Here is an 18675-nt window from a genome sequence, read left to right as displayed (position 1 = left end):
GATCACGATGTCGAAAACCCGCTCCTCCCTCGGCCGCGCCGCCGCCGCCCACGCCGTGCTCGTTGCCTATACCGCAATCGCGCTCTTCCCCGTGGTGTTGACGATCATCAATTCCTTCAAGTCGCGCAACGCCATCTTCCGCAATCCGATGCAGCCGCCGCTGCCGGGCACCTTCGATCTCATCGGCTACACCACCGTTCTGAGCGGCGGCAGTTTCCAGATCTATCTGATGAATTCGCTGATCGTTACGGTCGTGGCGATCGCGCTGGTTCTGCTGTTCGGCGCCATGGCGGCCTTCGCGCTGTCGGAATATCGCTTCCGCGGCAACACGCTGCTCGGTCTTTACATGGCGCTCGGCATCATGATTCCGATCCGCCTGGGCACGATCGGCATTCTCCAGGGCATGGTGGCGTTCAATCTGGTCAATACCCGGACGGCGCTGATCCTCGTCTACACGGCGCAGGGCCTGCCGCTCGCCATCTTCATCCTGTCGGAATTCATGCGCACGGTGTCCGACGATCTCAAGAACGCCGGCCGCATCGACGGCCTCAGCGAATACAAGATCTTCTTCCGGCTGGTGCTGCCGCTGGTGCGCCCCGCTATGGCCACGGTCGCGGTCTTCACCATGATCCCTATCTGGAACGATCTCTGGTTCCCGCTGATCCTCGCGCCGTCGGAAGCCACCAAGACAATCACGCTCGGCGCGCAGATCTTCATCGGCCAGTTCGTTACCAACTGGAACGCGGTGTTGGCTGCGCTGTCGCTCGCCATCGCGCCCGTTCTCGTTCTCTACATGATTTTCTCGCGCCAACTCATTCGCGGCATCACGGCAGGAGCAGTGAAATGAGTGTCGAGGTGAGCATTGTGATAGATGCCTTGACCGAGACAGCTTTGGCCAACGGCTTCAAACCTGTCGGGAGTGTCTATTTCTACAGAGAGCATCCAGAAGTAACCTGTGTCGTCAATTTGCAGAAGTCGCAATGGGGCCCGCAGCATTACATAAATGCAGGCGTGTCATTCTTTCGATTGTCGCCAACGCGTAGACCCAAAGTGTCGGGCCTGCACATTCTCTGGCGTGCGGATTCTGTCATCCAGGACAACTCGCCGCTGAGCAATGCCCTCGATTTGGAAGCCAGTCTAACGGATGTGAGTCGGCGCCAGATTATACGGGACCATACTTACACGCATGCCTTCGCTCATTTGGCCAAGTGCACCACGGAAGCGACGTCGCTCGCTCTGGCACACGATATCGGCGCGGCCGTAAAGCGCTTGGCACAGCCCACTAAGGAGACCGGAAATGCCCTCTCCCATTAAAGTTCTTGTCGCCGGCCTCGGCAATATGGGCCTAAGCCACGCCCAGTCCTATGCTAGGAATGACGGCTTCGAGATTGTCGGCCTGGTCAATCGTTCGCAGGTGGTCCTGCCCGACATTCTGGCCGGGCATGCTATTCGTCCCAATTTCGAGGACGCGCTGGCTGAGCTGAAACCTGATCTCTGCTCGATCAACACCTATTCCGACAGCCACGCCGCCTATGCGATCAAGGCGATGGAGGCGGGCTGCCATGTCTTTCTCGAAAAGCCGCTGGCGACGACCGTGGCCGACGCCGAGCGCGTCGTCGCCTGCGCCCGCGCCACCGGCAGAAAACTGGTGATCGGCTATATCCTCCGCCATCACCCCTCCTGGATGAAGCTGATCGAACTCGCCCGCGAGATGGGCCCGCCCTACGTCTTCCGCATGAACCTCAACCAGCAATCCTCCGGCAAAGCCTGGGAAACGCATAAGGCGCTGATGCAGACGACATCGCCGATCGTCGATTGCGGCGTGCATTATGTCGATGTGATGTGCCAGATCACCGACGCCGAGCCTGTCAGCGTGCGCGGCATGGGTGTCAGGCTCTCGGACGAGATCGCTGCCGACATGTATAATTACGGCCATCTTCAGGTGACGTTCGAGGATGGCTCGGTCGGCTGGTATGAGGCGGGATGGGGTCCGATGATGTCGGAGACGGCCTTCTTCGTGAAGGACATCATCACCCCCAAGGGCTGCGTCTCGATCGTTATGGATCCGAACGCCAAGTCCGACGATATCGACACGCACACCAAGACCTCGGTGATCCGCCGCCATCCGGCGAAGACCGGCCCCGATGGCCGCTTCGTGAGCGGCGACGAATTGCTGCAGATGGCGGGCGAACCCGGCCATCAGGACCTTTGCGATCTCGAACAGGCTTTCGTGCTCAGGGCGATCCGCGAGGATCTCGATCTCGACCGGCACATGCAGGACGCGGTGCAATCGCTGCGCATCTGCCTCGCCGCCGACGAGAGCGTGCGCACCGGCGAGCAGATCGCGCTATGAACGGAGACTACCAGTGGGCAATCTGAAACTCAAATCCATCCGCAAGGCCTATGGCCCGCTCGAAGTGCTCAAGGGCATCGACCTCGATGTGGCGGATGGCGAATTCGTGATCTTTGTCGGCCCCTCCGGCTGCGGCAAGTCCACGCTTCTGCGCTCCATCGCCGGCCTCGAAGACATCTCGTCCGGCCAGATCCTGATCGACGGCAAGGATGTGACCGTCACGCCGCCGGCGAAACGCGGCATCGCCATGGTCTTCCAGTCCTATGCGCTCTATCCGCATCTCACCGTGCGCGACAACATGGCGCTCGGCCTCAAGCAGGCCGGCGTCGAGGCGAGTGTCATCGCTGAGCAGGTGAAGAAGGCCTCGACGATGCTGTCGCTGGAGCCCTATCTCGAACGCCGGCCAGCCGAACTGTCGGGCGGCCAGCGTCAGCGCGTCGCCATCGGCCGCGCCATCGTGCGCGAGCCGAGCCTCTTCCTCTTCGACGAGCCGCTTTCCAACCTCGACGCGGCTCTGCGCGTGCAGACCCGGCTGGAAATCGCAGCGCTCCATCGTCGTCTCAAGGCGACCATGATCTACGTGACGCATGACCAGGTCGAGGCGATGACGCTGGCCGACAAGATCGTCGTGTTGAGCGCCGGCGCGGTCGAGCAGGTCGGCTCGCCGATGGAGCTCTACAACAAGCCCGCCAATCTCTTCGTCGCCGGTTTCATCGGCTCGCCGCAGATGAATTTCGTCGAGGCCGGCAGACTGGGCGAAAGCGGCTACCAGACGCTCGGCGTCCGCCCCGAACATATTACCTTGTCCCGGGAAAGCGGATTGTGGCCCGGCAAGGTCGTGCATGTCGAACATCTCGGCGCCGACACCATCGTCTATATCGAATCCGAGAAGCTGGGGACCATCACCGTGCGCATGTTCGGTGAACATCCCTATGCGCCGGATGAGATCGTCCATATGACGCCGGACGCCAAATCGCTGCATCGCTTCGACGCGGCTGGCAAGGCGATCAGGTAAGCGAGGCATGATCCTCGCTCTCGATATCGGCGGCAGTTTCATCAAGGCGGCGTGGTCCCCGGAACCGGGAGCGCTCGAGCCTATGGGACGGGTCGCAACGCCGTCCGATACGATTGAAGCGTTCGTCGCCGCCATCGGAGACCTGACCAGGGCTGCGCCGTCGAGGCCCCAGGCTCTGGCAATTTCTCTAACAGGCGTCGTGGATCGTGACACTGGACGCCTGACCTGCGCCAACATTCCGGCGCTGCACCAGACAATCCTTGCTCCGGCGCTGGAAGCGGCGCTCGGCCTGCCGGTGCTGATCGCCAATGACGCGGATTGTTTCGCGCTCGCGGAAGCCGCGCATGGGGCGGGCCGAGGCCGCCATGTGGTGTTCGGGGTGATTCTCGGCTCCGGCGTCGGCGGTGGTCTCGTCAGCGGTGGGCGGCTCGTCAACAGCGCTGGCGGTTTTGCCGGTGAATGGGGCCATGGCGCTTTTCTCCCCGCCATCGCCGGCGATCCGCCGGAACTCATACCCGCCTTCGAGTGTGGTTGCGGCCGCAAAGGCTGTTTGAACACCGTGGGCGGCGCGCGCGGGATCGAAGCCCTGCATCGGCATCTTCACGGCTCGGACGCCGACAGCCATGCAATTCTCTCCGCATGGGAGGCGGATGATCCGGCCGCGGCGCGGACGGTGGACATTTACAGCGATCTCGTCGCCCGCCTTCTGGCGCTCGCGATCAACATCACCGGAGCCGAAATTGCGCCGGTGGGCGGAGGCCTTGCAAATTCCGAAAAGCTCCTATCTAACATCGACCGGAAAACGAAACCCGGAGTACTCGGCGTTTCCGAGCGGCCGCTGGTGGTCCAGGCGCAATGTGGACCCGATGCAGGCTTGATCGGCGCGGCGGCGTTGGGATGGAGCGTGAAAGCGTATGAGCGAAATTCTGCTGGAAGTGTGCGTCGATGATCTGGCAGGGCTCGAAGCCGCCATTTCGGGCGGAGCCGACCGCATTGAACTCTGCAGCGCCCTTTCGACAGGCGGATTGACGCCGTCCGCCGGCTTGATGAGCGCGGCGGCGAAATCCTCGGTTCCCGTCTATGCGATGATCCGTCCGCGCATCGGCGCTTTCGTCTACACCCAGCGCGAACTGGACCTGATGTGCGAGGACATTCAGTTCGCCGCTTCCGCCGGCATTTCGGGCGTGGTGATCGGCGCCAATCTTCCGGGCGGAGCGCTCGACGCCAAGGCGCTGAGGCAATTATCCAACGCGGTGGGCCGCATGCCGCGCACCCTGCATCGCGCTTTCGACTTTGTCCCTGATATGGCTGCCGCGATCGAACTCGCCGTCGACTATGGTTTCGAGCGCATTCTCACCTCCGGCCGCGCAAAGACCGCGCCCGAAGGCCTCGATGATCTCGCCGAGGCCATCAGGCTCGCCGATGGCCGCATCTCCATCATGCCGGGCTCCGGCGTTACGCCCGCGAGCATCGGCCAGATCCTTGACCGGCTGCCAGTGCGGGAGGTGCACGGCTCGCTTTCGACCACGGTTGACGAGACGGATGACCGCGTCGTGTCGCTCGGCTTCAGTCCCCGCCAGACCCGTCGCACCGACGAAGCCACCGTGCGGGCGCTCAAGACGGCGCTTGTCGCGCGCTGACGACGGAACCGCCTTCGAGGTCATGTGTTTACGGGCGATACCAGGAGTGTCGCCATGCCCAAATATTTCTTCTCCGTACTGGACCGCGACGGCGCGTCGCCGGCCGAACGCGCCTATGAATTCGACAACGACGCCCAGGCCGTCGAGGAAGGCCGAAAGGCGCTGGCCGAAATGGCGTTGGACGGTCTGCCGGGTGAACCCCTGAACATGATCGCGGTGGAGGTGTTCGACGAGATCCGCCGGCCGATCGTGGAAATCAGGCTGACGCTCGAATTCATACCCAAGAATGGCGGTCGCCCTACAATCATATGATCGGATGGATCAAAACCGCAGGTCCCGCGTTTCCCTGACGCAATCCATCAAGGAGAACGACCATGACCATTCACGATATCCGGGAACATGCGGAAGTGATCGGCAACGACGGCCGCCATGTCGGCACAGTCGACCGCATCGAGGGCGATCGCATCAAGCTGACCAAGTCCGACAGCCAGGGCGCCGGTCATCAGGGGCATCACCACTTCATCGAATTGTCGCTGGTCGAGACCGTCCAGGAAAACAGGGTTCACCTGTCTGTCCCGGCCGATGAGGCCGTACAGCAGGAAGAGGAAGAGTCAGGCTCCCGCATCCACTGATCCTATCGTATCTGTAAGCCTACGCTGCCTGAAATCTGCAAAGCGCGTCGCATCGTCCGGCGCGCTTTTGCTTATCTGCTTGGCGCCGGCTTGAAACGGGAACGCTTTCCTCTTTGTCCGGTTGTGTCGCCTCAAACCATGCCCGCCTCAATGAGGAGACCGCAATGAAAGCCCTGACCTGGCACGGAAAGTCCGACAAACGTTGTGAAAGCGTGCCGGACCCGAAAATTCACCACGGCCGCGACGCCGTCCTCAAGGTGACGGCCTGCGCGGTATGTCGGCGCGCTTATTGAAGCTTCAATATTATAAACCCATAAAAATAGATGGGCTAAATTTCGCCATTTCATTTGCGACATGAATAAGCGACAAAGGACGAAGCGCCGCAGTCGGAATGCTTCGTTCGGAGCGGTGCGGGAGGGCCATGAATGTCGCTGCACACTCAAATCCACAGCCCAGGCGTCTTTGCGGGATCGGAAGTGTCGTTCTTGCGCGGTGTTATCCGGGAGTTGGAGACCGAGCATTGGTATCCCAAAAGCCGCGAAAAGCAGGAAACCTTTGTCTCGCTGCTCATTCGCGCCTATGATCGCGGCATCGTCTGCCGCGCACGCTTGAAAACCTTCGCGTCGGTCGCTGCGCGTTTCTATTTCCCCGAAAACCGGGAAACACTGATCGTTCAGCCGGCTGCCCGGATCGGATCCGCCTCGCGTCGCATGTGACGGCGGCAATAGGCTTCTGCCGCGCGGAGACCATCCTCGCGCGAACGAAAGCGCTCGCGCAGATCGACGACGCGGTCTCCGTCGATGATGGTGATGCTGCGATCGATCACATCCCAGATGATCTGGGGGTAGAGGCCAGTCGGCATGATAAATCCTTCCCGTCGCTACGCAAAACTTGTCGCGGGTTCAGTCACGTGACGCATGTTCCGGCTTGCCCTTGCGCGGAGTGGAAGCCAGATCTTCGAGTTGTTTTTCCGACATTGAGGCCGCCATGCTTTTCGACGCGCCGCGCAGGCTGCTTTTCGGCGTATCTCCTCGCTTGGCGGAGAGCGCCGCGCCTGCTGCTTTCTGCTGAGCTTTGGATTTTGCGGGCATGACCGGCTCCTTGGAAATGGCGGGCTCCTGTCGAGCCCGCCATTCGTCGAAATCAACTCACGATATTGGCGATGGTTCCCGTTTTGACGCGGATATTGTTCTGGACATGGGAAACGCCCGAAACCGACTCGGCCAGATCTTCGGCGCGCCGCTTGTCCTGACGGCTTGCAACCGTGCCCGTCAGCGTCACTTCCGCTTCGGCCACCATCACTTCGATCTCGGACGCGTCGAGATAGGGATCCTGCATCAGCCGATCATTGATGTCCTCGAGAATTCATTCATCGCGCCGCACGTATCCTTTCGGGCCTTTGCCGCGATGACGATCCTGTTCGCGCCGCCGCTCGGCGTCCTCGTCGCCGAACCAGGATGCGACCTCGTCGGAGGCGCGATCGAGCAGGTCGCGTTTTGCATCGCGGTCGCCATAGGCCTGGCGGCGCTCGCCATTGTCTCTGTCGCGTTCGCGGTAGCGATATTCAGGCTGCGCATAGCCAGCCTCGTTTCGGCCGAAGCCGGGGGAGTTGTATCGCCGGTCGTCGGCGAGATTCCCATCCTCGCGCTCGCGTTCCCGGAAGGAGCCTGTCCGATCCCAGTCGGGATAGCCCCGGGCGCCGTAGAACGGGTCCACATCGAACCGTTCACGATCTCGGGACGTCCGTTCGCGATTGCGGTCGTTTCGGAAGTCATCTCTGCTCGCCATTGGGTTTCCTCTTCTTTCGAGACCGTCGCTGGCGCGGTCTTTCTGCTTCTAAAACTGTGTTCGCCGGGCTTCGGTTCCCCCTGAAAAACCAGCTCTGGAACTTCGGAAATCCTGCGGGGTTTCAGTGAAAAGGAGAGGCTGATGACAATGGACTTGAACGAACGGCGGATGAAAGCGCTGACGGGGGCGTTCGATCGCGCGATCCAGACGATGATCGCCAATGCGAATGCGGCTGGCTGGAGCACGGACGAAGCACTTGCGGCGATGGGGGCGGCCGTCGCCAACCTCAAAATGAGCAATCTCATCGATCCCGACCCCGCAGATGATCCGGAACCCTACGGGGAAGACCAGAGCATCGAGGACGCGGACACCGAAGAGGCTCCGGACCTTTCTGACGATCATCCCCATGATCATTTCGACGAGGAGGGGCCGCGCCGCCGATCCGCAGAAGGCCCCGCCTATGCTCCCACCCGGTCCGCCGTGATATCGGAGCGTCCTGCGAACGAGTGACCCGAAAAGGACATGTCAATTCCAGACTGGCTTGGAACCTTGGGCGTTCAAATGGGTTATGAGCGCGCAGGAAGCAGACTGCCCCTTGTTCCCCCCGAGCTTCCTGCCCATTGATCGTTCTCCCTCGCGCGAAATGCGGACCTCGGTCAGGTCTGGACTCCGCCTGACCACGCGCGAGGGAGGACGATCATTTCTTTTTCCATTGCTTGCCTCTGTCGCCAGAGCAGCATGTCGGCATGGCGCGTGAAACAGGCCCTGCCTTGCGCCTTTACGGTTCGTTGAAGCCCTCTGCGACGATGCGGAATTCCAGACCCCTGATGTCGCGGTGGAACATCAGGCTTCCCTGCTCGCTGGATCCTTCCGGCGCATAGTCGATCACGGCGCGACTTTCCTCGGCGACGGCGCCGTTTTCCAAAACCTGCCCCTTCACCTGCACCTGCGCGGCGGTCTTCTGTCCCATATTCACAATGGTGAAATCGACGCGGTGGGGATCTTTGGGAGCGAGCGTATGGACGATCCGGAGATCCGCCGGCCCATCTCCGCTGGTAACGCCGTGGGCCACGAGATAGACGAAGCCGCTCGCAAACAGCAGCGCCGAGATGCCGGCCAGAGCCCATTCCACGACAGGGGTTTCATCCGGCAGGTCGTCCTGCTTGTCCTGGCCGTCGCTCATAGCGTTTACCTCCTCTTTGAGTGTCTAAAGCACGAGCCGGGCCGCCGCCGCGCCGATCGAGGCGGGAAAACCGAGCACCAGCGTCGCGCTCAGAAAGGAATGCAGGCTCAAGCCGTCACTCCGTCCGAAAACCCACAGCATCGTCATGCACATGATGAGCGACAGCACATAGCCCGGCAGGCTGAAGCGCAGGAACAGCGACAGATGCGAGCCAGCGTCGCGCCCTTCGCCGCCCTTGAAATTGGAGACATAGACAAAGGCGTGCATCAGAATCAGCGATGTCAGCGCCAGAGCGACGTCCCGCCAGACATCCATCTGGTAGGCGATGAGGATGATCTCCTCGGTCGGAGCGACGTTGAAGGACAGAAAGAGAGCGCCCGTCGCCATCAGGAAAAACTCGCCCCAATAGGACGATCTCTCGCGCCTGAGATCCTCTGTCGAGGATTCTCCGCCGAACTGGCTTCGCGCCAGCATTGCGCCTATGCCGCCGGGCACAGTCTGCACGGCGATTTTGCCGATCGCTTCGCGAAGCGAGGTGTCGAGTGTCACGACGCCGAACAGCCAGAGCACGAAGGCCGACATCAGCCCGGCGATCAGCAGGCCGACGAAGACGTCGGCGAGATCGTCCTTCAACGAAAAAGTTCTGCGAAAACCGCCATAATAGGAGAGGCCGAGCAGCAGCGGGATCGTGACGATGAGCAGCAGGCAGAGCCGCCATTCCTCGATGGTAAAGCCGAGCGCCCACATCTCCATCGTCATCAGCATCGGCAGCGTGAAGATGATGGCGCCGCCGGCGGCTCGCCCAAGGCCGGTCAGGAAATGCTGAAGGCTCGGTTCCGACGCCGTTCTGATGTGCATGAAATCTGCGGTTCCCCCTGGCTTTCCGCCTATTGCGGGAAAACAACGGGATCCGTGCGGTTTTGTTCCCGCTTCACCGTCACCTTTCTTGGACCCCCTTGAGATAAACCGTTGCGAGCGGCGGAAGCGTCAGCACGATCGAGACATCGCGACCATGGCTCGGTTCACTTTCAGTCCAGGCTTCGAGCATGCCCTGGTTCGATCCGCCATAGATCTCGGCGTCGCTGTTGAACACCACCGTCCAGCGTCCGGGAAAGGGCGCGCCGATGCGGTAACCGGATCTGGGCGTCGGTGTGAAGTTGGACACCGCCAGCATCGCTTCCTTTCGGTCCTCCGAATAGCGCAGCATAGCGATGACGGAATTCTGCGCGTCATCCGCAGTCGCCCATTCGAATCCCCGGCTGTTGAGGTCGCCGAACTGCAACGCCGGCTCCTGTACATAAAGACGGTTGAGATCGCTGATCACCCGCTGCAGTCCGGCGTGACCGGGATCGTCGAGCAGATCCCAGTGCACCGAGGCGTCGTGGTTCCATTCTGTCCGCTGGCCGAGTTCCCCCCCCATGAACAACAGCTTCATGCCGGGATGCGCCCACATGAACCCGTAATAGGCGCGAAGATTGGCCCGCTTCAGCCAGTCGTCGCCCGGCATCTTGCCATAGAGCGAGCCTTTGCCGTGAACCACTTCGTCATGCGACAGAGGCAACACGAAATGCTCGGTATACTGATAGACCATCCCGAAGGTCATCTGCCCCAGGTGATAGGCCCGATAGATCGGGTCCTTTTCCATGAAATCCAGCGTGTCATGCATCCAGCCCATGTTCCATTTGAAGTCGAAGCCGATCCCGCCCTGTTCCACCGGCGCCGTGACGCCCGGCCAGGCTGTCGATTCCTCGGCGATGGTCAGGGCGTGCGGCGCGCGTTGACGGATGATGCTGTTGAGATGCTTGAAGAATTCGACGGCTTCCAGGTTTTCCCGTCCGCCATACTTGTTCGGAATCCACTCGCCGACGTTTCTTGAGTAATCCCGATAGAGCATCGAGGCGACGGCGTCGACGCGCAGCCCGTCGATATGGAACCGGTCCAGCCATTCGAGCGCCGAGGCGATCAGAAAGCCTTTCACCTCGTTGCGGCCGAGATTGTAGATCAGCGTGTTCCAGTCGCGGTGGAAGCCTTCGCGCCGATCTTCATGCTCATACAGCGCCGTGCCGTCGAAACGCGCCAGTCCCCAGACGTCGGTCGGAAAATGCGCCGGCACCCAGTCGAGCAGCACGCCGATGCCGGCCTCGTGGCACCGATCCACGAAGACCGCGAAGTCCTCCGGCGTTCCGTGTCGCCCGGTCGGCGAAAAGAGCCCCAGTGGTTGATAGCCCCAGGAGCCGCCGAACGGATGCTCCATGATCGGCAGGAGCTCGACATGGGTGAAGCCCAGGTCCTGGACATAGGGGATGAGCCGTTGGGCGAGTTCGATCCAGTTGAGCGAGCGGCCGCCTTCCTCCGCGATCCTGAGCCAGGAGGCGAGATGCACTTCGTAGATCGACATCGGCGCGTTCAGGTCGCGATGCTCGCGCTTGCGCCGCATCCAGTCTTCGTCGGTCCAGGGGAACGAGTTGCCGGACACGACGATCGAGGCGGTGGCGGGCGCGGCCTCGCTCGATCGAGCGACGGGATCAGCTTTCTGCGGCAGCACCTCGCCGGAGGGGGCGATGATTTCGTATTTGTAGCGGTCGCCGGGCCCAAGGCGCGGCACAAACAATTCCCAGACGCCAGCTTCACGGCGAAGCCGCATCGGATGACGTCGTCCGTCCCAACTGTTGAAATCGCCAACCACAGAGACGCGCTGCGCATTCGGCGCCCAGACCGCAAAGCGGACGCCGGGAACGCCATCGACAGCCATGGCCGTCGCGCCCAAGGTGCGTCCAAGATCGTAATGGGTGCCTTGGGCGAGAAGATGCAGGTCGAGTTCGCCGAGCAGCAGGCCGAAGGAATAGGGATCTTCGGTTTCCTGCACAGCGTCGAGCCAGTGAATGCGCATGACATAGCGATTGACCGGCTGGATCGGCCCGGCAAACAAGCCGCCCGCATGGACGAGTTCGGCCTGGCCGATCTCCGCGCCGGTGTCTGCGTCGAGAATGTCGACGCGCATCGCCCCGGGCAGCAGCGCGCGAAGCACGGTCTGCTCTCCGATCCTATGCTTGCCGAGGATCGAAAAGGGATCGCCATGGCGGCCGTCCATGAGCGCCGCGACCGCGTGAGGATCGATTGCGCCGAGTAGATGCTGCGCTGTCATCGATGCGCCTCCATCAGTCTGTTGGCAATTGTCGCACAGCCCTTGAGCGGAATGGGCAGCCAGCCGGTCCGGTTGCGGGCCTCGTAACCGATTTCATAAGCCGCCTTTTCGAGCAGGAAGAGATCGATCAACCGAGCGCGCCGTTCGGGCGTCATCGACAAGGCTTCATTGTTCTCGATCGCGGCGGCATAGCGTTCGAGGAACGCGGTCTCTGCTTCGCGCTTGAACCGTTCGGTCAGCTGGGCGCGATGATCGTCGCTTGTTTCCGCCGCCGTATCCCGGTCCGATCCCGCCGACGCGGCGAGGTAGCTGATCGAGCGCAGGAGGCCGGCGACATCGCGAAGCGGACTTGTCTTGGCGCGTCGATCCGAAAGCGCGCGCGCAGGCTCACCCTCGAAATCGATGATGTAGACGTCGTCTTCGGCGACGAGCGCCTGGCCGAGATGGAAATCGCCATGCACCCGTGTTTCTATCGCCCCCACCAGAGAGCGTGACAGGGCCGAGGCGGCGTCAAGCAATCGAGCGCGCTGCTCCAGCAGCGGATCGATATACTGAGCGCAGGCTGGATCGAGATTGGGACGGACGTCCGACAAGAGATCGAGGCAGTCGCCGAGTTTCTTCTGGAGCGCCTTTCGCCAGGTCTCCGCTTCGGTCTCACCGGCCGTGGCGGGGGCGAAATCGGGATCTTCACTTGGCAGAGCGAGGGCGGCGTGCAATTCGCCCAGCCGCTTGCCGACGACGCCGGCCACTTCGATCAGCCCGTTGAACGGATCGCGCTCTTCCTCGCTCGCCGCCTCCTCACCAGAGGCGTTGACGATGACGACTTCAAGGCGATGGCGGAGTTCGTTCAGCATCCAGGTCCAGGCGTCGCCCTGATTGCGAATGGCGCCCTGGACGATCATCAGCGTAGAGCGTTCTCCTTCGGCGTCTATGCGGGCGACTTCGCCGAGCAGCGGCGGCGTGTTGGCGTAACCGACTTTGGTGAGATGTCGAGTCATTTCCACTTCGGGATGGATGCCCGGGAAGATATGGCGGATCAGCTTGATCATCGCCATGTCGCCAAGGATCAGCGAACTGTTCGATTGCTCGGCCGACAGCCAGCGGATCGGCATGTCGTCGGAGAGGCTCATGCAGTCGAGCGCCTCTGTGCCGAGAAATTCCAGCGACCCTGTCTTGCTCGAGATCGCCGAGCGCTCGCACAGCCCTCGCATCACGCTGCGCGCGGGCGCTTCCGCTGCGAAGCCGTCGGTCAGGAAACCGACGCGCCGAACATGGCGAACACGGGCAAGCGTCAATTGTTGCGCCAGCGCTTGTGGCTGGGTGTCATCCCAGGCCACCGCCAGCGGCAGAAGATAGGTCTCGGCATGCCCCTCCAACTGAACCCGCAGTTCGGTGAGGACGAGGTCGTTGGAGAAGGGCATTTCGGTGGCGGCGACGAGCTCGGCGCTGCCCGGATCGTCGGGTCCGGCAGCCAGGGAGTTGTTGCGGCCTTTGCGATTGGTGGCGCCGATGGGATGGATCGGTGGAAGATAGAGGACGTCGAAGCCCATGTCGCGGATCGCGGGCAGCCGCTTGATGACGTCGTCGAACGTTCCGTGCCGATGCGGATCGCCGCTTTGGGAACGCGGGAAGATCTGGTACCAGCTGGCGAAGGCCGCTTCTCGACGTTCGGCGTCGAGCGGTATCACGGCTGATCGGGTTCGAAATGGTCGCGCATCGGCCTCCGCCATCAGTCGGAAGGCGTTGTCCGAAAGCAGCAACGCCACGCGTTCGCTGCTTTCCGCTTGGGCGAGCCGTTCGATGAAGGCGCGCAGGCGAGATTTGAGTGGATCTTCCGCCTGTTCCTCAGCCTTCCGGATCAGCGCTGCGCCTTCCTGTAGTTCGAGCGTCAGGTCCAGCCGCGCCTCATGCTTCTTCTGCAATTCGTAACGATAGATGCCGAACGGATTGCGCCAGGGCTCGATCAGGAATTCGTGCCGGCCGAGACGTTGCGGGGTGAAATCGGCCGTCCAGCGGTCGTTGACCAGAAGCGTCATCGGAGCTTCCCGCCATTCCGCGTCGTCTGCCGCGCGCCACAGAAGCGCTGCGGACAAGGGGTCATGCCCATCTCCGAAAATATCGGCCTCGACATGGACAAGGGAGCCGACAATCCGCTTAACCGGAAAACGACCGCCGTCGACGCTTGGGGTAACCGCCTCGATCGCCAGCCGGGAATCCTCGCCTGCCGCCTCCGCGCCGTTGGCGGGGACTGCGCTACGGATTGGCTGGCCGCGTTCGCCGACATAGATCCTGATGTCGCCAGGGCGGAGACGCGCCAGCGCATTGAGCGCCGATCCGTCACCGCCGGCGGGCTTCAGCGGCAGAAAGCCCGACGAAGCCTCTCTCAAGACGTTATATGGCGCCGAGGCGCCCCGTCTGAGATCACGATTGACGAGGATCGCCGTCAACCGGTCTGAGGCGGAGAAGCTAGCGCCATCGGTGCGAAGCAGGGTCAGGCATGGCGTGCCAGAGGCGGCCAGGAACTGAAGCGTACCTTTGGGTTGCCGAGCCGCCTGGTTGGCCGATCGATTGAGTTCGCGGATAGGCCCCGTCAGATTGAAGCAGGCGGCGCGTTCTGCGCTCCAGAGATCCGCGCCTTTGCCGGACAGCGGATCCAGGGGCTGCGTCGCGCCATATTCGAAGCCCATGGGGACCATCAGCCCGTCGCCGATCTGGTCGGCGAGTTTCAGCGCGCGCAGCGCCTGGCGTTCGAGGATCTCGCGGCTTTCGGCGCCATGCGCCAGCCGTTTGCCGTAGGGCGCTTCCGGAAAGGCGATTTGCCAGCCCAGATCGCGCTGCAATTCATATTCCTCGGCAAACCATGGCGACTCCAGGTCCCACCAGGCGAAGGATGAAAAGCTTCCGTCGAAACCTGTCCCCCGCAGGCGGCGGCGAACTTCGAAATCGGCGCCCGGCGTCCAGGCGAGAAAGATCGCCTCGCCTGCGTTCGCGCGGCAACTGTGGATTACACTGCGCCAGAAGTCCGCCGGCGCCTGCGCAAGCCCCATGCAGCGGAAGCCGGACACCCCGGCATTGATGAAGCGCGACAGCCTCTCGCTCCAGTGCGCCGCCGCCTCGTCTCCCACCACCTCGATCTGCCGCCCGCCTCGCCGCAGCGGCCCGATGCGGGGATCGAACGGCGTCGTCCCGCGCGGATCCGGTTCGAAATCGACGACGATGTCGAGCATCAACCCGACGCCCTCTTCGCCTGCAGCGGCGGACAGACGTGCAAGCGCCGCCGTCGCGTCGGCGCCCAGCCCGAGTTCCGGCTCCGCGCTGTCCCAATCTGTTGGAACAAACACGCTGCCGCCGGGCGGGCGGGCGAAAATCGGCGCCGTAAGCACTTTGTCGAAACCCAAAGCTCGGGCATGGGCGAAGGCGCGCCGCCACTCATCTTCGCTCTTCAGCGCCAAGGGATGGACGAAGTAAAGTCGCGGCGGGGCCGCCGCCTCACGGAAGGCGGTTGTCGAAGTCGCGTGTGTCATGGATGGGTCCAAACTATCGTGGCGGACGTCAGATCATGATCTCGCCGCCGGTCACCGGAATGACGGCGCCGGTCATGTAGCTGCCGAGATCCGAGGCGAGCAGCACATAGGCGCCGGCGAGTTCGGCCGGCTGTCCCGCACGTCCGAGCGCTGTCTGCTTTCCAAAATTCTCGACCTTCTCCTGCGGCATGGTCGACGGGATGAGCGGCGTCCAGATCGGTCCCTGCGCGACCGCGTTCACCCGTATGCCCCTATCCGCCATCATGGCGGAAAGGCCTGCGGTAAAGTTCAGGATGGCGCCCTTTGTCGAGGCATAGGCGAGCAGTTGGGGGGAGGGCTGCTTGGACTGGATCGACGTCGTGTTGATGATCGACGATCCCGGCTTCATATGCGGGACTGCCGCTTTGGAAAGGAAGAAGGGCGCATAGATATTGGTGCGGAATGTCGTGTCCCACTCCTCCGCGGTGATGTCGGAGATGTCGGCATAAGTTCGCTGAAAGGCGGCGTTATTGACCAGAATATCGAGCCCGCCCAGTTCGTTGACCACTTTTTCGATGACGCCGTTGCAATGGCCCTCGTCGGAAAGATCGCCGGGAATGGTCAGCGCCTTGGAGCCTGCTTCTTCGATCAGCCGGGCGGTGTCCTCGGCGTCGCGATGTTCCTGGAGATAGGCGATGGCCACATCGGCGCCTTCTCGGGCGAAGGCGATGGCGACTGCGCGGCCGATGCCCGAATCGCCGCCGGTGATCAGGGCGACCTTGCCTTCAAGTCGCCCATTTCCGCGGTAACTCTCTTCACCGTGATCCGGCAATGGATCCATGTTCGGCGTCGTGCCGGGCGGCGACTGTTCCTGCTTGGGATGAGGCGGCTTGGGGCGGCGGGTGTTGGACATCGGTTCGCTCCTTTGCGTCTGCCCTGCTTGAACCTTTTCGCAGCCCGGATTGTTCCGAATGCAATGCGGTTGCTTGACGGTCGCGTGCTTTGAGAAAGGGACAGGTGCAGGACGGACGACGCGGCGAATGGGCTATCTGATCCTGGCGGTGAACCTGTCGCTCCTCGTCTGGGCAGGCGTGATTTATGGTCTTGCGAGCCTCATCAGCGGTGATCCCGCCATCGATCCCGAACCGACCGCCAGCACCGAATGAGCCCTATGCCTCTTCGATCGTCCAGATGATCGACCACGGCGCGCGCATACCGTCGCTGTCCAGATGGCTGCGCCAAATCACCTCTCCACGCGTCTGGTCCCGCGCAGGAACCGCCAACGCGCCCAGATTGGCGCTCAGTGCAAGCCTTGCATCGCCATAGGTCCAGACAACATCGAGGCGAGATCCCTCATTGTTATAGCTTGCGGTCCGGCATGGTTGCCGGAGGAGAGGGATGATTCTGTCGCGTCGAAGCGCGAGAAGCGATTTGTGAAAGTCGAGCCAGTTGCCGGCGAGATCGTCCGTGCACTCTTCCCAATCCAGCTTCGCCGACAGAAAAGTTTCTTCGGATGTCGGATCGGGGATCTCGTCGGCATGCTCAGGCTCGAAGCCTGGCAGCCGCACCATCTCCTTGGCCCGACCCTTGCGGACCTTCCGGTTCAGGTCCTCGTCGAAATCGCAGAAATAGGGAAAAGGGCGCGTGGACGCCCATTCTTCGCCCATGAACAACATCGGTACCTGCGGAGACAGGAGATAGATGGCCGCAATGGCCCTCAATCGGTCTGGCTCGACGATGGCGGCCAGGCGGTCGCCGAAGGCGCGGTTGCCGATCTGGTCGTGATTCTGGATGAAGGCGATAAACGCCTGCGCCGGCAGATGCGTGCTGACCCCGCCGCGGGAGCCGCCGTGATAAGGCATCTCCTGCCCCTGATAGATGAAGCCTTCGGTCAGGCTCCGACCGAGCCCCTCGGGCAAAGCCTGATAATCTGCGTAGTAACCGATCGTTTCGCCGGTTGCCGCCACGTGCAAAGCGTGATGGATGTCGTCGTTCCATTGTGCGGTATAGGTGCGGGGCGCGGAGTCTGCGGTGCGCTCCAGCATGGACGGATCATTGTGCTCGTTCTCGACGACGAGATGCACGTTGCGGTCTCTTGCCGCGTCGCGCACGCGTCTCGCCAACTCGTCGAGCAGATGTTCCTCGCTGGTATCGTCGATCGCATGAACGGCGTCGAGTCTCAAACCATCCAGTCGAAACTCGTCGATCCAATAGATGGCGTTCTGGATCACATATTCACGCACCAGCTTCGAATCGGCGTCATCGTAGTTGATGCCCGCGCCCCAGGGCGTGTGATGCCGTTCGGTGAACAGCGGCGCGTAGAGGCCCATGTAATTCCCGTCAGGTCCGAAGTGATTGTAGACGACGTCGAGCATGACCGAGACACCCAGCCGATGCGCTTCGTCGACGAGCGCCTTCAGGTCATCCGGCGCGCCATATCCGGAATAGGGCGCGTAATGGAGCACGCCGTCATAGCCCCAGCCCCAGCGCCCAGGAAATTCGCCGATCGGCATCAGTTCGATCATGGTCACGCCAAGATCAGCAAGATAAGCAAGCTTCTCCATCGCCGCCCTGAACGTGCCCTCCGGCGTGAAGGTCCCGACATGCAGCTCATAGAGGATGGTCTCTTCCCAAGCGCGTGCTCGCCAATCGGGCGTGCGCCAGAGATAGTGCAGCGGGTCGATGACTTCGCTCGGCCCTTTCAGGCCCTCCGGCTGATGCCGCGATGCCGGGTCGGGAATTTCGAGGCCGTCCTCGAGAACGAACCGATAGCGAGTTCCGGCTCTCGCGCCCTCGACATCGAGAATACGCCATCCGCCATCAGACGTCGTCATCGGAAGCACGGGGCCGTCGTCTATACGCAGACTGATGTTTTTCTGGAGCGGCGCCCAGAGCCTGAAGAGTACGCCGCGTTCGTGAATGACAGGGCCAAAGGCGAAATGGGACAAGGGATCTGGCCTCCTATTGCAATCAACCCCTGCTCAACGTTCCGACCGAGCGCCTGTTCCGGGCAGACAGGCAGTAAAAATTTCCTAAAATTTACTGGACGCCCTTGGCGCTGCCGCCCTGTGGCGGTAATGAGTCGGATGAGGACGTCGGGCGAGAGGAGCGCGCCGGAGTGGCGCGACGAATCGTGTGAGGCGTCTCACAGATCCTTGAGACCGAATGGGAGCCGGAATCCATGAAAATCACCAAACTGACCACCTATATCGTCCCGCCGCGCTGGTGCTTCCTGAAGATCGAGACGGACGAGGGCGTCACCGGCTGGGGCGAGCCCGTGGTCGAGGGCCGGGCGCTGACGGTGGAGGCCGCCGTGCATGAACTCGCCGACTATCTGATCGGCAAGGATCCGTTCCTGATCGAGGACCACTGGCAGGTCATGTATCGCGCCGGCTTCTATCGCGGCGGCGCAGTCC

The 18675-nt window shown here is 62.1% G+C and carries 19 protein-coding genes and 3 pseudogenes; 13 read left to right on the top strand and 9 right to left on the bottom strand.

What is annotated here, in order from left to right; translation table 11 throughout:
* Positions 1 to 7: 7 nt before the first annotated feature.
* The 10 genes and pseudogenes from E8Q41_RS17155 (at position 8) to E8Q41_RS17110 (ending at position 6356) form a co-directional block, all read left to right on the top strand.
* A complete protein-coding gene (locus E8Q41_RS17155; protein WP_137156777.1) occupies positions 8 to 847 on the top strand; it encodes a carbohydrate ABC transporter permease in 840 nt (279 codons plus the stop codon).
* Entirely contained in the window at positions 844 to 1314 is a 471-nt protein-coding gene (locus E8Q41_RS17150; RefSeq protein WP_137156776.1) for a DUF4304 domain-containing protein, read from the top strand. The genes E8Q41_RS17155 and E8Q41_RS17150 overlap by 4 nt, the downstream gene beginning before the upstream one ends.
* Complete coding sequence (locus E8Q41_RS17145) at positions 1298 to 2353, top strand: Gfo/Idh/MocA family oxidoreductase (protein ID WP_137156775.1); 1056 nt, start codon at positions 1298 to 1300, stop codon at positions 2351 to 2353. Before E8Q41_RS17150 ends, E8Q41_RS17145 begins: the two co-directional genes overlap by 17 nt.
* Before the next feature lie 13 nt (positions 2354 to 2366).
* The gene (locus E8Q41_RS17140; protein WP_137156774.1) at positions 2367 to 3368 is read left to right on the top strand and encodes an ATP-binding cassette domain-containing protein; all 1002 of its coding nucleotides are present in this window, start codon (positions 2367 to 2369) and stop codon (positions 3366 to 3368) included.
* A 7-nt stretch (positions 3369 to 3375) separates the two neighbouring features.
* Positions 3376 to 4317, top strand: coding sequence for an ROK family protein (locus E8Q41_RS17135; RefSeq protein ID WP_137156773.1), 942 nt, complete (start codon positions 3376 to 3378; stop codon positions 4315 to 4317).
* The gene (locus E8Q41_RS17130) at positions 4283 to 5008 is read left to right on the top strand and encodes a copper homeostasis protein CutC (RefSeq protein WP_137156772.1); all 726 of its coding nucleotides are present in this window, start codon (positions 4283 to 4285) and stop codon (positions 5006 to 5008) included. Before E8Q41_RS17135 ends, E8Q41_RS17130 begins: the two co-directional genes overlap by 35 nt.
* A gap of 54 nt (positions 5009 to 5062) precedes the next feature.
* On the top strand, positions 5063 to 5320 hold the full coding sequence (locus E8Q41_RS17125; RefSeq protein ID WP_137156771.1) for a hypothetical protein: 258 nt from the start codon (positions 5063 to 5065) through the stop codon (positions 5318 to 5320).
* A 62-nt stretch (positions 5321 to 5382) separates the two neighbouring features.
* Entirely contained in the window at positions 5383 to 5640 is a 258-nt protein-coding gene (locus tag E8Q41_RS17120; RefSeq protein ID WP_170976521.1) for a DUF2171 domain-containing protein, read from the top strand.
* Positions 5641 to 5804: 164 nt separating this feature from the next.
* Positions 5805 to 5918, top strand: a pseudogene (locus E8Q41_RS17115) (oxidoreductase); the annotation flags it as partial.
* Positions 5919 to 6065: 147 nt separating this feature from the next.
* Positions 6066 to 6356 (top strand): hypothetical protein, encoded by a 291-nt coding sequence (locus tag E8Q41_RS17110; protein WP_137156770.1) that lies wholly within the window; start codon positions 6066 to 6068, stop codon positions 6354 to 6356.
* On the opposite strand, the gene E8Q41_RS17105 is transcribed toward E8Q41_RS17110, so the two are convergent.
* The 3 genes and pseudogenes from E8Q41_RS17105 to E8Q41_RS25965 form a co-directional block, all read right to left on the bottom strand.
* Positions 6314 to 6502: a hypothetical protein gene (locus E8Q41_RS17105; RefSeq protein ID WP_137156769.1), complete on the bottom strand. Its 189-nt coding sequence runs from the start codon at positions 6500 to 6502 to the stop codon at positions 6314 to 6316. The two genes, E8Q41_RS17110 and E8Q41_RS17105, sit on opposite strands and share 43 nt — an antisense overlap.
* Positions 6503 to 6542: 40 nt before the next feature.
* Entirely contained in the window at positions 6543 to 6731 is a 189-nt protein-coding gene (locus E8Q41_RS17100; protein ID WP_137156768.1) for a DUF3008 family protein, read from the bottom strand.
* A gap of 52 nt (positions 6732 to 6783) precedes the next feature.
* Positions 6784 to 7155 (bottom strand): annotated as a pseudogene (locus E8Q41_RS25965) (BON domain-containing protein); the annotation flags it as partial.
* A 414-nt stretch (positions 7156 to 7569) separates the two neighbouring features.
* On the opposite strand from E8Q41_RS25965, the gene E8Q41_RS17090 reads away from it, so the two are divergent.
* On the top strand, positions 7570 to 7938 hold the full coding sequence (locus tag E8Q41_RS17090; RefSeq protein WP_137156767.1) for a hypothetical protein: 369 nt from the start codon (positions 7570 to 7572) through the stop codon (positions 7936 to 7938).
* Positions 7939 to 8206: 268 nt separating this feature from the next.
* Here E8Q41_RS17090 and E8Q41_RS17085 read toward each other — a convergent pair whose 3' ends face one another.
* From E8Q41_RS17085 to E8Q41_RS17065, 5 genes are all read right to left on the bottom strand, one after another.
* Positions 8207 to 8611, bottom strand: a complete 405-nt coding sequence (locus E8Q41_RS17085; RefSeq protein WP_137156766.1) for a hypothetical protein — start codon at positions 8609 to 8611, stop codon at positions 8207 to 8209.
* Between the two features lie 24 nt (positions 8612 to 8635).
* Complete coding sequence (locus E8Q41_RS17080; protein ID WP_137156765.1) at positions 8636 to 9469, bottom strand: TIGR02587 family membrane protein; 834 nt, start codon at positions 9467 to 9469, stop codon at positions 8636 to 8638.
* A 79-nt stretch (positions 9470 to 9548) separates the two neighbouring features.
* On the bottom strand, positions 9549 to 11756 hold the full coding sequence (gene glgB / locus E8Q41_RS17075; RefSeq protein ID WP_137156764.1) for a 1,4-alpha-glucan branching protein GlgB: 2208 nt from the start codon (positions 11754 to 11756) through the stop codon (positions 9549 to 9551).
* A complete protein-coding gene (locus tag E8Q41_RS17070; protein ID WP_137156763.1) occupies positions 11753 to 15280 on the bottom strand; it encodes a putative maltokinase in 3528 nt (1175 codons plus the stop codon). The genes glgB and E8Q41_RS17070 overlap by 4 nt, the downstream gene beginning before the upstream one ends.
* A 28-nt stretch (positions 15281 to 15308) precedes the next feature.
* Positions 15309 to 16172 carry an SDR family oxidoreductase gene (locus E8Q41_RS17065; protein ID WP_170976520.1) on the bottom strand — a complete coding sequence of 288 codons (864 nt, stop codon included), beginning with the start codon at positions 16170 to 16172 and terminating at the stop codon, positions 15309 to 15311.
* 127 nt (positions 16173 to 16299) lie between these two features.
* On the opposite strand from E8Q41_RS17065, the gene E8Q41_RS26165 reads away from it, so the two are divergent.
* Positions 16300 to 16425: a hypothetical protein gene (locus E8Q41_RS26165; protein WP_281405312.1), complete on the top strand. Its 126-nt coding sequence runs from the start codon at positions 16300 to 16302 to the stop codon at positions 16423 to 16425.
* Between the two features lie 3 nt (positions 16426 to 16428).
* Here the strand turns inward: E8Q41_RS26165 and treZ are convergent, their stop codons facing one another.
* On the bottom strand, positions 16429 to 18207 hold the full coding sequence (treZ, locus tag E8Q41_RS17060) for a malto-oligosyltrehalose trehalohydrolase (RefSeq protein WP_137156762.1): 1779 nt from the start codon (positions 18205 to 18207) through the stop codon (positions 16429 to 16431).
* A gap of 233 nt (positions 18208 to 18440) precedes the next feature.
* On the opposite strand from treZ, the pseudogene E8Q41_RS17055 reads away from it, so the two are divergent.
* Positions 18441 to 18675: pseudogene (locus E8Q41_RS17055) on the top strand (D-galactonate dehydratase); the annotation flags it as partial.

The organism is Rhizobium sp. FKL33 (genome assembly GCF_005222915.1).
In the GTDB taxonomy this organism is placed as follows: domain Bacteria; phylum Pseudomonadota; class Alphaproteobacteria; order Rhizobiales; family Rhizobiaceae; genus Rhizobium_E.
The sequence above is the reverse complement of the archived record's forward strand: the minus strand, read 5'-3'. Positions and strand labels throughout refer to the sequence as shown.

Coding starts and splice junctions, on each gene's coding strand:
- E8Q41_RS17080 (WP_137156765.1), bottom strand. CDS start 9,469: ATGCACATCAGAACGGCGTCGGAACCGAGCCTTCAGCATTTCCTGACC.
- E8Q41_RS17105 (WP_137156769.1), bottom strand. CDS start 6,502: ATGCCGACTGGCCTCTACCCCCAGATCATCTGGGATGTGATCGATCGC.
- E8Q41_RS17130 (WP_137156772.1), top strand. CDS start 4,283: ATGAGCGAAATTCTGCTGGAAGTGTGCGTCGATGATCTGGCAGGGCTC.
- E8Q41_RS17070 (WP_137156763.1), bottom strand. CDS start 15,280: ATGACACACGCGACTTCGACAACCGCCTTCCGTGAGGCGGCGGCCCCG.
- E8Q41_RS17135 (WP_137156773.1), top strand. CDS start 3,376: ATGATCCTCGCTCTCGATATCGGCGGCAGTTTCATCAAGGCGGCGTGG.
- E8Q41_RS17125 (WP_137156771.1), top strand. CDS start 5,063: ATGCCCAAATATTTCTTCTCCGTACTGGACCGCGACGGCGCGTCGCCG.
- E8Q41_RS17145 (WP_137156775.1), top strand. CDS start 1,298: ATGCCCTCTCCCATTAAAGTTCTTGTCGCCGGCCTCGGCAATATGGGC.
- E8Q41_RS17085 (WP_137156766.1), bottom strand. CDS start 8,611: ATGAGCGACGGCCAGGACAAGCAGGACGACCTGCCGGATGAAACCCCT.
- E8Q41_RS17120 (WP_170976521.1), top strand. CDS start 5,383: ATGACCATTCACGATATCCGGGAACATGCGGAAGTGATCGGCAACGAC.
- E8Q41_RS17110 (WP_137156770.1), top strand. CDS start 6,066: ATGTCGCTGCACACTCAAATCCACAGCCCAGGCGTCTTTGCGGGATCG.
- E8Q41_RS17090 (WP_137156767.1), top strand. CDS start 7,570: ATGACAATGGACTTGAACGAACGGCGGATGAAAGCGCTGACGGGGGCG.
- glgB (WP_137156764.1), bottom strand. CDS start 11,756: ATGACAGCGCAGCATCTACTCGGCGCAATCGATCCTCACGCGGTCGCG.
- E8Q41_RS26165 (WP_281405312.1), top strand. CDS start 16,300: ATGGGCTATCTGATCCTGGCGGTGAACCTGTCGCTCCTCGTCTGGGCA.
- E8Q41_RS17065 (WP_170976520.1), bottom strand. CDS start 16,172: ATGTCCAACACCCGCCGCCCCAAGCCGCCTCATCCCAAGCAGGAACAG.
- E8Q41_RS17100 (WP_137156768.1), bottom strand. CDS start 6,731: ATGCCCGCAAAATCCAAAGCTCAGCAGAAAGCAGCAGGCGCGGCGCTC.
- E8Q41_RS17150 (WP_137156776.1), top strand. CDS start 844: ATGAGTGTCGAGGTGAGCATTGTGATAGATGCCTTGACCGAGACAGCT.
- E8Q41_RS17155 (WP_137156777.1), top strand. CDS start 8: ATGTCGAAAACCCGCTCCTCCCTCGGCCGCGCCGCCGCCGCCCACGCC.